This is a genomic window from Acinetobacter sp. YH01005 (assembly GCF_013420465.1).
GTDB classification, from domain to species: Bacteria; Pseudomonadota; Gammaproteobacteria; order Pseudomonadales; family Moraxellaceae; genus Acinetobacter; species Acinetobacter amyesii.
Genome location: NZ_VOYA01000004.1, coordinates 101,409 through 113,861 on the forward strand (window position 1 = coordinate 101,409; position 12,453 = coordinate 113,861).

Sequence of the window (12,453 nt, forward strand, 5' to 3'; positions counted from 1 at the left end):
ATAGCAAAGTCGAAAAAGAGTGCTTATAGATAACATTGTGGATAACTTCAGAAAGCCTAAAAAGTTGTGAATTAATCAGTCAGTTTTTATTCGATGAAAATGTATCCAAATTTATAATTGTTGGTATTGTGAGCAATAGGGCATGGAAATGATTGGTAAATACGGCTGCAAAAATGTAGCAGGTTAAAATTTATTACAAAATACGATATTGATGTATCAGTTTCGTGAATGCCATCTTGTTTACAATGTAAACGTGTGTATATTGCAAACTATGTTTAAGCGTATCTATCGGATTTCAAATAGGATACGCCCAATCAAATAAGGGGCAATCAATGAGCCAAGAAGAAAAGTTACCTAAAATTTTAATTGTTGAAGACGATGAGCGTCTTGCTCGTTTAACTCAAGAATACTTAATCCGTAACGGACTTGAAGTTGGGGTAGAACCAGACGGTAATCGTGCGATTCGCCGTATTATCGCTGAACAACCAGATATGGTATTACTCGACGTGATGCTTCCGGGTGCCGATGGTTTAACCATTTGTCGTGAAGTTCGTCCACACTACCATCAACCAATTTTAATGTTGACTGCACGTACCGAAGACATGGACCAAGTGTTGGGTCTAGAAATGGGTGCAGATGATTATGTTGCAAAACCTGTTCAACCTCGCGTTTTACTTGCGCGTATTCGTGCATTATTACGTCGTACAGACAAAGCACCAGAAGATGAGGTTGCACAGCGCATCGAATTTGATGATCTTGTAATTGATAATGGTGGTCGTTCTGTCACACTCAATAATGAGTTGGTTGACTTTACCAGTGCAGAATATGACCTTTTATGGTTGTTGGCATCTAATGCAGGTCGCATTCTTTCTCGTGAAGATATTTTTGAGCGTCTGCGTGGTATTGAATACGATGGTCAAGATCGTTCAATTGACGTGCGTATCTCGCGAATTCGTCCAAAAATTGGCGATGATCCAGAAAACCCGAAACGCATTAAGACCGTACGTAGTAAAGGTTATTTATTCGTAAAAGAAACCAACGGCATTTAATGTAAAATACCGTCCCTTAGTTTGGCAAAGTAGGACACTTTTACGTGTTTAAACACAGTATATTTTTGCGCGTTTATGCGGGGCTACTGATTTTAGTCTTTTTAGTCGCTACATTTGGCTATTTGCTGGTGCAAATCATTAACTACCAGCGCGCGCAAGAATATCGTGAATCGCTTACTGACGGTTTGGCTTTCATTATAAGTGAAGGTATTGCACGTCAGCCAAATGAACAACAAAAGTCAGATTGGGTGTCAGATGCATCTGATCTACTTGAGTTGCCTATTTATTATGTAAAAGCTAATCAGGTTGATTTAACCCGAGCGGAAACAAAACGTATAGAAGAGCGTAAAGCTGTAGTGCGTTGGGACGCACAAACCACAGCAGCTTATATTATTATTGGTTTAAAAGATGATCCTGCACATCTACTGTATATAAAAGCTGATAATATTTCAGAACGCCAAATGAAGGCGTTGCCTGTCTTTATACTGGATTATTTGGTTTATTACCCAGGTCAAGAAAAACAATATCTTGAAAAAATTCAGCATCATTTTTCATATCCAATTTCAATTCAAAATGTTCAGAGTTTGCCTTTAGATTCTGAGCAAATCGGCCGGCTACGTTTAGATCACAGTATTATTTTGTATCGTGACAGTGCGACGGAACGCGGCACGACCATTTCGATCGTATCGCCAATTCCAAGCTCAACTTCAGAAGTCTTGGTTATGGGGCCGGTACCGCTATTCAATTGGATGCCTTTTCAGTTGGCAGCCGGTATTACGCTACTGAGCTTGTTTGTCTTGAGCTTGGGTGTTTATGGTCTATTGGTGCCGATGCAACGTAAGCTGCGTGCTGTAAATTATGCGTTAAATAAAATGAAGGGCGGGGACTTATCTGTACGTCTGCCTGTCGAAAGTACCGATGAATTTGGTACCTTGGCATCGAGCTATAACTCAATGTCAGATCATATTGAACGTTTAATTGAAGCACAGCGTGAGTTGATGCGCGCGGTATCGCATGAACTGCGAACACCTGTGGCGCGGATTCGCTTTGGTGTAGAAATGATGGCGGATGAAGACGACTACGACTACCGTCAGCAGCAAGTTGAACAAATCGACAAAGATATCGAAGCTCTCAATACCTTGATTGATGAGATCATGACTTATGCCAAGCTCGAACAGGGCATGCCATCTTTAGAGTTTGAAGATGTCAGCTTGTTTGAAGTTTTAGATCAGGTCTTGATTGAAACCGAAGCCTTAAAGACAGGGAAAACCTTGGAATTGCAAGCACCACCGATTGGGGTGATTGTGGAAACCGAGCGTCGCTATTTACATCGCGTTGTACAAAACTTGGTGGGTAATGCAGTGCGTTATTGTGATGATAAAGTGCTGATCAGTGGTGGTGTGAATGATGAAGGCATGGCCTATATCTGTGTTGAAGATGATGGCCCCGGCATTCCAGAAGAAGATCGTAAGCGTATTTTTGATGCCTTTGCACGCTTAGATGATAGTCGTACCCGTGCTTCAGGGGGCTATGGTTTAGGTTTATCGATTGTTAGCCGTATTGCTTATTGGTTTGGTGGAACAGTTGGTATTGATGGAAGTCCAACATTGGGTGGGGCGCGTTTTACCATGACATGGCCTGCGACACGTTTTAAGAAGAATAAGCCGAAGCTAGATGGTAAAGAGCTTAGTGCCAATGAAAGCTAAACAGCCTAAGAAATCTAACTCAGCTGTATTTAGCGAGTGGTACATATAAAAAGCCATTCAATTTGAATGGCTTTTTTTATCAGGTTTTTACTTATTCGGTAATCGTTGCATCAGGTTCAATAATGGGTTTGCCATTTTTCAGAGCAGCAAGGGCATCTGCATTGAAATCGATGAGTAAAGAGTTGTTTTTAGCATCGATAGAATAATTGCTAATGAGTTTTTGGTCGCCGTTTAGGGTTTCAAGTTTATATTCATCTACAATATTCATAATCCCGCTAAGGTTGGTGGTTGCAGAAGCTAAATCTTGACGTAATAACTCATAGATATCACGTAAATCAAAAATGGCATTTTGAGCATCAGGATGCTTATCTAAGTAGTTTTTAATATGGTGAATCACCAATTGCGCAGATAGAAAATAATCAGGTTTATGCGTAAATTCTAAAGTCATTATTGTCTCTCCGTTGTGATTGCTTTTTGTGTTTTAACTACAAATATCACACTCTTTATAGGTCGTGTCAAAGAATTGCAAAAAAGCCACAAGAAGCTAAAAAAATGCCTTTTTACATAGAATCAATACAGCTCGGTTTTTATTTTAAGAACAGACCAAAATCAGAGGAGGTGAATAAACAAACAACAAAGTTGAGGTGGGGGAGTATTTATTTAATAAATGACACAGTTGATAAAAATGCGGCAAATTTGCTGTGTATGTTGAGAAATGAGGGGTTTGTTCATAAAACTGAACAGTCATAATTTTCTGATAAAATCACATAAATGTAATAATTAATAAAAAAATACGATCTAATCTAATTAAGCGATTAATCCTAATTTTAAGGGAGTAAACCCAATTTAAATGCTGAAATGATTAAAAAATCATCCTAAAGACGAATACCGATAAGCTAGCAAGAAGCCTCCTCAATCAGGTACAATTGGCGGGATTAATTTTGTGTTTGGTGTATTTGAAGGCCAATACATACATTCTTTGTTAATAAATAGGCCTGCCAGGAGTTATCCCCGCATGAGTGCCATTACTCCATACGATTGGGCAATTATTGCCTTCGTGATCGGCGTTACATTTCTTTGCGTCTTTATGCTGACCGTCCCTTTACTCCTTGGGGGTAAATCATGGGGTCGTGCTAAGCAAGAGCAGTTTGAGTCAGGTGTAGTAGGTGCTGGTGGTGCACGTATTCGCTTGTCTGCGAAATTCTATTTAGTTGCAATTTTCTTCGTCGTGTTTGATATCGAAGCACTTTATCTATATGCATGGTCTACTTCTGTTCGTGAAGCAGGCTGGTTTGGTTTTACTACCGTGGTTATTTTTGTGGTCGATTTATTGATTGCTTTAATTTACGCGGTAAAAGTAGGTGCATTAGATTGGGCGCCTTCTGATAAGCGTAAAGCTGCAGGTAAAGCGTTGAAAATTGGTTCACCAAATATGGACATCGCAGAAATCACACGCTTTAACTCTATTGAAGAGTTGGTTATGGACCCTACAGGTCAAATTCCAGCGCAATCATCTGGTCGTGTGAAATCTAAGTCACCGACTGCATCATCTGACAAGGAGTAAGACGGGATGAAATATACATTAACCCGTGCGAATCCGGATGCTGATCAATATCCACTTCAAGAGCGTCAAATCGTTACCGATCCGCTTGAAGAAGAAGTGAATAAAAATGTGTTCATGACTCGTTTAGAGGATGTTGCACATACAGCAGTAAACTGGGGTCGTAAAAACTCAGTTTGGCCGTTTAACTTTGGTACATCTTGCTGCTACGTAGAGTATGCAACGACTTTAACAGGCGTGCATGACTTGTCACGTTTCGGTGCCGAGGTTATTCGTGCTTCACCACGTCAGGCTGACTTGATGATTGTTGCAGGTACATGCTTCATGAAAATGGCGCCTGTAATTCAACGTTTGTACGAGCAAATGCTTGAGCCTAAATGGGTAATCTCAATGGGCGCATGTGCAAACTCTGGTGGTATGTACGACATTTATTCAGTTGTACAAGGTGTGGATAAAATCATCCCTGTCGATGTGTATATCCCGGGTTGCCCACCACGTCCTGAAGCTTTAATTCAGGCATTGATGTTATTGCAAGACCAGATTCAACTTGAGCGCCGTCCTTTATCGGCCGTGATTGGTGATGATCTTAAGCCAGTGTATAAGCCAAAGATGATGCCAGAACGTGACCGTAAGAACGCACAGCGTATTGCAGTGAAAAACTTACGCTCAATGGATGAAATTAAATAATCACTGCGACGAAATATTGATACACCCGGACTGGGTGTAATTGTCGTTTTGATTGACTGAATTTGTATTAAATAGGAAGCCAAGCCAATGGCTGAAACTGACATTGCTATGCCAGAATCAACTCCAGTTGATTCCCGCCCTGCATTTGCAATTGTAGAAGAGCTCAAAACCAAATTTGGTGAGAACTTCTACGTGCAAACGACTTTTGAAGACTTTCCAACAGTCTGGGTTGAGCGCGCACGTGTACAAGAAGTTTTAATGTTCTTGCGTACGGTGTCACGTCCATACGTGATGCTGTTTGACTTGTCTGCGGTTGATGAGCGTTTACGTACACACCGCGATGGTCTGCCTGCATCTGACTTCACTGTGTTCTATCACTTGTTATCGTTAGAGCGTAACAGTGATATTCGTATCAAGGTTGCATTAGCTGAGAATGATGTAAACATTCCAACGGCAACCAATATTTGGCCGAATGCCAACTGGTACGAGCGTGAAGCTTACGACATGTTTGGTATCAACTTCGAAGGGCATCCAATGCTCCGTCGTATCTTGTTGCCAACATATTGGGAAGGTCACCCGTTACGTAAAGAATATTCTGCACGTGCGACTGAATACACGCCTTATCGCCAAAACCAAGCGAAACAGGATTACGAACAAGAACATCTTCGTTTCGTACCTGAAGATTGGGGTATGAAGCGTGGGAACGATGATGAAGACTTCATGTTCCTAAACTTGGGTCCTAACCATCCATCTGCGCACGGTGCCTTCCGTGTAATCTTGCAGTTGGACGGTGAAGAAGTGAAAGACTGTGTTCCTGACATCGGCTATCACCACCGTGGAGTGGAAAAAATGGCTGAGCGTCAAACATGGCACTCATTCATTCCATATACAGACCGTGTTGACTACTTAGGTGGTTGTGCGCAAAACATGCCTTACGTTCTTGGCGTAGAGCAAATGGCAGGGATTACCGTTCCTGATCGTGCACAATGTATCCGTGTCATGATGTCTGAATTGTTCCGTATCAATAACCACTTATTGTTCATTGGTACTGCGATTCAGGATGCTGGCGGTATGACCCCAGTATTCTATATGTTCGCTGACCGTCAAAAAATCTATGACGCGATCGAAGCGATCACGGGTTACCGTATGCACCCAGCATGGTTCCGTATCGGGGGTACAGCGCACGACTTGCCAAACAACTGGCAGCACCTCATTCGCGAAATCCTAGATTGGATGCCGAAGCGTATGAACGAGTACTACACTGCGGCACTGAAAAACTCAGTGTTTATCGGTCGTACCCGTAATGTTGCTCAGTATGATGCAAAATCAGCATTGGCTTGGGGTGTAACAGGTACAGGCCTACGTGCTACAGGTATCGACTTCGACGTTCGTAAATATCGTCCGTATAGCGGCTACGAAAACTACGACTTCGATGTGCCTTTAGAGTACGAAGGCGATGCTTATGCACGTGTTCTTGTTCACTTCCGTGAAATTGAAGAATCACTGAAAATCATCAAACAATGTTTAGACAACATGCCTTCTGGTGCATACAAAGCAGACCATCCATTGGCTGTTCCACCACCAAAAGATAAAACTTTACAAGACATCGAAACATTGATTACGCACTTCTTGAGCGTGTCATGGGGTCCTGTAATGCCAGCAGGCGAAAGCTCTGTAATGGCGGAAGTGGTAAAAGGTGCGTCGAACTACTACTTGACTTCAGATAAGTCAACGATGAGTTACCGTACACGTATCCGTACACCAACCTTCACGCACTTACAGCAAATGCCTTCTGTGATTAACGGCAGCTTAATGTCTGACTTAATCATTTATTTAGCGACAATTGACGTCGTAATGGCTGACGTGGATCGCTAAGGGGTAATCGCATTATGATGATTTTGACTGACAAAAAACCACGTGTGAACGTTGAAGGGATTTTAACTGCGGAAGAAATCCACGATATCGAACATCACATTGGTCACTATCCGTACCCACGCGCAGCATGTCTTGATGCGTTGAAGTGTGTACAACGCCGTAATGGCTGGGTAGATGATGCACAGATGAATGCTATTGCTCAATTGCTTAGCATGAGCCTTGCAGACCTAGAAGGTGTTGCTACTTTCTATAACCGTATTTACCGTCAACCAGTTGGTCGCCACGTAATTTTATTATGTGACTCGATTGCTTGCTTCTTGATGGGCGCGGAAACACTTGCTGAAGCATTCCAGCGTGAATTAGGCATTTCATTTGGTCAAACGACTGCAGATGGTCGCTTTACTTTATTGCCAATTTGCTGCCTAGGTAACTGTGACAAAGGTCCGACGTTAATGATTGACGAAGACACTCACGGTCTAGTTGAAGTGACTTCAATTAAACAGTTATTGGAGAAGTATGTATGAATACTGAACCAAAACCAATTTATGGCGACGGTAACCCAGAAACTCACCCATTAACTTGGCGTTTGAGCAAACAGGAACACGTACGCAGTGCAGATGATTACGAAGCACTTGAAGGTTATGCTGGCTTTAAGAAAGCTGTTGGCATGCAACCGAAAGAAGTTCTTGAAGTAATCAAAGCTGCGACTGTAAAAGGTCGTGGTGGTGCGGGCTTCCCAGCAGGGATCAAATGGTCGCTTATGGCACCAAATGATAACTCAGGTCCTCGTTACCTCATCTGTAATGCCGATGAAATGGAACCTGGTACCTTCAAAGACCGTCTGTTGATGGAAAAACTTCCTCATCAGTTGATCGAAGGTATGTTGATTGCTGCTTATACATTAGAAGCAACACAGGGTTATATCTTCATCCGTGGTGAATACATCGAAGCGGCTCAATACTTAAATGAAGCATTGGACCAAATTCGTGCCAAAGGTTACTTGGGTGAAAACATCTTAGGTACAGGTTGGAACTTCGAGTTACACGTGCATACCGGTGCGGGTCGTTATATCTGTGGTGAAGAAACTGCATTGATTAACTCGCTTGAAGGTCGCCGTGCGAACCCTCGTACTAAACCGCCATTCCCACAAGTTGCAGGTGCTTGGGGTCGTCCTACGATTGTTAACAACGTAGAGACTTACAACAACTTACCCGCAATTATGCTTCGTGGTCCTGAATGGTATATCGGTTTATCTGAAGGTAAGTCGAAAGATCCAGGTACTAAAATTTATGGCGCTTCAGGCAAAGTAAAATTCCCAGGTCTTTGGGAACTTCCATTTGGTACAACTGCGCGTGAAGTGATTGAAGATCATGCGGGTGGTATGCGTGATGGTTTAAAACTCAAAGCATGGTTACCGGGTGGTGCTTCTACAGACTTCCTTGCTGCTGAACATATTGACCTTCCTATGGATGCTGAAAGCATCATGAAAGCAGGTTCACGTTTAGGTACCTGTCTATTGATGGTGGTTGATGAAACTCAATGTATGGTTTCAGCGACTCGTAACCTCGAAGAATTCTTTGCGCGTGAATCATGTGGCTGGTGTACACCTTGCCGTGATGGCTTACCTTGGGCGGTGAAAGCGCTTAAAGCCTTGGAAGATGGCACAGGTAAGAAAGAAGATATCGATCACTTACAAGAACTTACTCGTAAGCTTTGGATTGGTAAAACTTTCTGTGCGCATGCTCCAGGTGCGATGGAACCGTTAATGGGCGCACTCAAACATTTCCGTGGCGAGTTTGAAGCTAAAGTCGTAAATGCGGCAGCTCAAACTAGCAACGTAGAACAAGCTTAAGGAATTCGACTATGGCTACAATTCATGTCGATGGAAAATCGTATGAAGTCAACGGCTCAGAGAACTTGCTACAAGCATGTCTTAGCCTTGGCATCGACATCCCATACTTTTGTTGGCATCCATCCTTAGGTTCTGTCGGTTCTTGCCGTCAATGTGCTGTGACTCAATACGCGAATCCTGAAGATACTCGCGGTCGTTTAGTTATGTCATGTATGACGCCTGCATCTGACAATACCTACATCTCGATTGAAGATGACGAAGCAAAAAATTTCCGTGCTTCTGTTGTTGAATTCTTGATGACCAACCACCCACACGACTGCCCAGTCTGTGAAGAGGGTGGTCATTGTCATTTACAAGATATGACTGTAATGACTCAGCATGACCGTCGTCGTTACCGCTTCACAAAACGTACGCATTACAACCAAGAGCTAGGCTCTTTCATTTCTCATGAAATGAACCGTTGTATTGCGTGCTACCGTTGTGTGCGTTACTACAAAGATTATGCAGGTGGTACAGACTTTGGTGTGTATGCAAACGCTTCGCGTGTTTACTTTGGTCGTCCAGAATCAGGTACTTTAGAATCTGAATTCTCTGGTAACTTGACTGAAGTGTGCCCAACAGGTGTATTCACAGATAAAACTCACTCTGAACGCTATAACCGTAAATGGGACATGCAGTATGCGCCAAGCGTATGCCAAGGCTGTTCTTCAGGTTGTAACATCTCTCCAGGTGAACGTTATGGCGAACTACGTCGTGTAGAAAACCGCTTTAACGGTGACGTGAACCAATACTTCCTTTGCGATAAAGGTCGTTTCGGTACAGGTTATGTGAACCGTGAAGATCGTCCACGTCAACCACAATTCCGTTCTGGTGCAAATGTAACTACAGTTTCTGTAGACCAAGCATTGGATACCGTAATTGAAAATATCCAAGGCAAAAAAGTATTGGGTATCGGTTCACCACGTGCATCACTTGAATCAAACTTCGCGCTTCGCGAACTTGTAGGTCAAGACAACTTCTCAACGGGTATGTCTCAAAAAGAGCAAAAACTTGTTGAACTTGCAGCTTCTATTATGCAAACCGAAGGTGTTTATAACCCTGGTATGCGTGAAATCGAAAGCTACGATGCTGTGTTGATTTTGGGTGAAGATCTGACTCAAACTGCGCCTCGTATGGCTCTATCTGTTCGCCAAGCTGCGAAAAATAAAGCTAAAGAAATGGCTGCAGAGCGCCGTACGCAAGAGTGGTTGGCTGAACCTGTACAACGTATTGCTCAAGATGCCAAATCTCCGATTTACATCCTTGCTGCAACTCAAACACGTTTAGCTGATGTTGCAACAGGTGAAGTTGTTGCATCACCTAACGACATTGCACGTTTAGGTTTTGCGGTCGCTGCTGCTGTGAAAGGTGAAGTGATCTTAGGTTTAGATGACGATGCAAAAGCATTTGCACAAACTATTGCGGACACTTTAAAAGCTGCGAAAAAACCATTAATCATCTCGGGTACAAGCTTACAAGACGCATCAATCATGGAAGCTGCTGCACAAGTTGCACAGAACCTTGGTAATGCGGGCTTAACACTGACTGTTCCTGAAGTGAACTCAATGGGCTTAGCGATCTTTGGTGGTCAAAGCTTAGAACAAGCATTCGCACAAGATTACGATACCGTGATCGTGGTGGAAAATGACCTATATCGTCGTTTACCAGCCGCTCAGGTGAATGCTGCACTTTCTGGTAAAGAAGTGATTGTACTTGATCATTCTGAAACTGAAACTGTGAAGAAAGCCAACATCGTACTTTCTGCTGCTTCATTTGCTGAAGGTGACGGTACTGTTGTCTCTCAAGAAGGCCGTGCACAACGTTTCTACCAAGTGTATGACCCAAGCTACTATAAACCTGAACTTGCGATCAAAGAATCTTGGCGCTGGTTACATGCCATTGAAACTGGCGTGAAAGGCAAAGCCATTTCTTGGACACTTCTTGATGACGTGATCGAGTCAGTGGCGAAAAACGTTCCTGCACTTGAAGCGATTCAAGATGTCGCACCAGATGCTGGCTTCCGTGTACATGGTCTGAAAGTGGCACGTGAACCACGTCGTTACTCAGGTCGTACGGCAATGCGCGCACCACTTTCTATTCATGAACCAAAACAACCAGTCGATAAAGACTCTGCGTTGACGTTCTCTATGGAAGGTTATGTAGGTAACCAAACTCCAGCTTCACTTGTACCATTTGCTTGGTCTGCAGGTTGGAACTCTCCACAAGCTTGGAACAAATTCCAAGACAACGTGGGTGGTCACTTAAAAGGTGGTGATGCAGGCGTTCGTTTATTCGATCGTTTAGCGAAACGTCCAGCACGTACTTTCGTTGCACCTGCACCTGTTGCGGTTAATGGTGAAAGCTTCCGTCTTGTACCGATGCATCACATCTTCGCTTCTGGTGAATTTACAGTGAAAACACCTGCGATGGAATCACGTATTCCTGAAGCAATGTTTGCTGTGGGTGAACAAGATGCAGCACGCTTAAATGTTCAAGATGGTCAACGTATCGCTGTGAAAGCAGGGGATGCTGAAATCGTCCTTCCAGTTCAAGTGATTGAATACTTACCTACAGGTTATATCGGTTACCCAGTGGGTCTAGCACCTACAGTATCGCTTGCAGAACCTGTTTCAGTCGCGGTAGGAGTGTAATTCATGGAACAAGAATTAATCCGTCAAACGCCGCTGTGGGCTGAAAACTGGCCAATCGCCTATTCAGTTCTTCAAGCAATTGTGATCTTACTGGTTGTGGTATTGATCGCTGCGTTGATGTCTTTTATTGAACGTCGTTTACTCGGCTTGTGGCAAGACCGTTACGGTCCGAACCGTGTAGGTCCGGGCGGTATGTTCCAGATTGTTGCCGACATGCTGAAAATCATGTTCAAAGAAGACTGGACACCAAAATTTGCTGACAAATTGACTTTCCGTATGGCTCCAGCAGTTGCGATGGCAACTGCAGTGCTATCGTTCATGGTTATTCCTGTTTCACCTTATCTAGGTGTTTCAGACATGAGTATCGGTCTATTGTTCTTTATGGCAATGGCTGGTATTGCGGTATACGCAGTATTGTTCGGTGGTTGGTCATCAAATAACAAATACGCATTACTTGGTGGTTTACGTTCTGCTGCTCAAACCATTTCTTATGAAGTGTTCTTGGGTATTTCATTGATGGGTGTGGTTGCGATTGCAGGCTCATTCAACATGCGTGAAATTGTTGAAGCTCAACGTGATGTTTGGTTTGTTATTCCTCAGTTCTTAGGTTTCTTGATCTTCGTGGTTGCGGGTGTTGCGGTAACTCACCGTCATCCATTTGACCAACCAGAAGCAGAACAAGAATTGGCGGAAGGTTACCATGTCGAATACGGCGGTATGAAATGGGGTATGTTCTTCGTTGCGGAATACGTCAACGTCGTACTGATCTCTGCATTAATCGTGACTTTATTCTTCGGTGGTTGGTTAGCGCCTTTCAACCTAGATATTCCATTCATTCCAGCTGCGTTCTGGTTCATTATTAAAACAGCATTCTTTGTAATGATGTTTGTCTTGGCTCGTGGTTCTTTAATGCGTCCACGTTATGACCAAGTCATGAACTTTGGTTGGAAAATTTGCTTGCCATTGGCGTTGGTTAACCTTCTGGTAACTGGTGCTGTGATTCTGATGAATCAGGCCTAAGACAGCAGGGAGA

10 protein-coding genes are annotated in these 12,453 nt (G+C 43.2%); 9 read left to right on the forward strand and 1 reads right to left on the reverse strand.

Annotated features, from left to right (window positions below):
* The first annotated feature begins 332 nt into the window (after positions 1 to 332).
* Entirely contained in the window at positions 333 to 1,049 is a 717-nt protein-coding gene (gene bfmR / locus FTT72_RS03300) for a response regulator transcription factor BfmR (RefSeq protein ID WP_067764711.1), read from the forward strand.
* Positions 1,050 to 1,093: 44 nt separating this feature from the next.
* Positions 1,094 to 2,755 carry a sensor histidine kinase BfmS gene (gene bfmS, locus FTT72_RS03305; protein ID WP_180039654.1) on the forward strand — a complete coding sequence of 554 codons (1,662 nt, stop codon included), beginning with the start codon at positions 1,094 to 1,096 and terminating at the stop codon, positions 2,753 to 2,755.
* 91 nt (positions 2,756 to 2,846) lie between these two features.
* Here bfmS and FTT72_RS03310 read toward each other — a convergent pair whose 3' ends face one another.
* Complete coding sequence (locus tag FTT72_RS03310; RefSeq protein ID WP_180135552.1) at positions 2,847 to 3,203, reverse strand: hypothetical protein; 357 nt, start codon at positions 3,201 to 3,203, stop codon at positions 2,847 to 2,849.
* Between the two features lie 567 nt (positions 3,204 to 3,770).
* Here FTT72_RS03310 and ndhC point away from each other — a divergent pair.
* From ndhC to nuoH, 7 genes are all read left to right on the forward strand, one after another.
* Entirely contained in the window at positions 3,771 to 4,319 is a 549-nt protein-coding gene (gene ndhC / locus FTT72_RS03315; RefSeq protein WP_078191106.1) for an NADH-quinone oxidoreductase subunit A, read from the forward strand.
* Positions 4,320 to 4,325: 6 nt separating this feature from the next.
* Entirely contained in the window at positions 4,326 to 5,003 is a 678-nt protein-coding gene (locus FTT72_RS03320) for an NADH-quinone oxidoreductase subunit B family protein (RefSeq protein ID WP_078191105.1), read from the forward strand.
* An 87-nt stretch (positions 5,004 to 5,090) separates the two neighbouring features.
* Complete coding sequence (gene nuoC, locus FTT72_RS03325; protein WP_078191104.1) at positions 5,091 to 6,878, forward strand: NADH-quinone oxidoreductase subunit C/D; 1,788 nt, start codon at positions 5,091 to 5,093, stop codon at positions 6,876 to 6,878.
* A gap of 14 nt (positions 6,879 to 6,892) precedes the next feature.
* Positions 6,893 to 7,402 carry an NADH-quinone oxidoreductase subunit NuoE gene (gene nuoE, locus FTT72_RS03330; RefSeq protein WP_078191103.1) on the forward strand — a complete coding sequence of 170 codons (510 nt, stop codon included), beginning with the start codon at positions 6,893 to 6,895 and terminating at the stop codon, positions 7,400 to 7,402.
* A complete protein-coding gene (gene nuoF, locus FTT72_RS03335; protein WP_111884890.1) occupies positions 7,399 to 8,730 on the forward strand; it encodes an NADH-quinone oxidoreductase subunit NuoF in 1,332 nt (443 codons plus the stop codon). Before nuoE ends, nuoF begins: the two co-directional genes overlap by 4 nt.
* A gap of 11 nt (positions 8,731 to 8,741) precedes the next feature.
* On the forward strand, positions 8,742 to 11,420 hold the full coding sequence (gene nuoG / locus FTT72_RS03340; RefSeq protein ID WP_180177866.1) for an NADH-quinone oxidoreductase subunit NuoG: 2,679 nt from the start codon (positions 8,742 to 8,744) through the stop codon (positions 11,418 to 11,420).
* A gap of 3 nt (positions 11,421 to 11,423) precedes the next feature.
* The gene (nuoH, locus tag FTT72_RS03345) at positions 11,424 to 12,440 is read left to right on the forward strand and encodes an NADH-quinone oxidoreductase subunit NuoH (protein WP_078191100.1); all 1,017 of its coding nucleotides are present in this window, start codon (positions 11,424 to 11,426) and stop codon (positions 12,438 to 12,440) included.
* The last annotated feature ends 13 nt before the right edge of the window (positions 12,441 to 12,453 follow it).

Excerpts from the sequence above, each read along its gene's own strand:
- FTT72_RS03320 (WP_078191105.1), top strand. The coding sequence starts at position 4,326 with ATGAAATATACATTAACCCGTGCGAATCCGGATGCTGATCAATATCCA.
- nuoE (WP_078191103.1), top strand. The coding sequence starts at position 6,893 with ATGATGATTTTGACTGACAAAAAACCACGTGTGAACGTTGAAGGGATT.
- nuoF (WP_111884890.1), top strand. The coding sequence starts at position 7,399 with ATGAATACTGAACCAAAACCAATTTATGGCGACGGTAACCCAGAAACT.
- ndhC (WP_078191106.1), top strand. The coding sequence starts at position 3,771 with ATGAGTGCCATTACTCCATACGATTGGGCAATTATTGCCTTCGTGATC.
- FTT72_RS03310 (WP_180135552.1), bottom strand. The coding sequence starts at position 3,203 with ATGACTTTAGAATTTACGCATAAACCTGATTATTTTCTATCTGCGCAA.
- nuoC (WP_078191104.1), top strand. The coding sequence starts at position 5,091 with ATGGCTGAAACTGACATTGCTATGCCAGAATCAACTCCAGTTGATTCC.
- nuoG (WP_180177866.1), top strand. The coding sequence starts at position 8,742 with ATGGCTACAATTCATGTCGATGGAAAATCGTATGAAGTCAACGGCTCA.
- nuoH (WP_078191100.1), top strand. The coding sequence starts at position 11,424 with ATGGAACAAGAATTAATCCGTCAAACGCCGCTGTGGGCTGAAAACTGG.
- bfmR (WP_067764711.1), top strand. The coding sequence starts at position 333 with ATGAGCCAAGAAGAAAAGTTACCTAAAATTTTAATTGTTGAAGACGAT.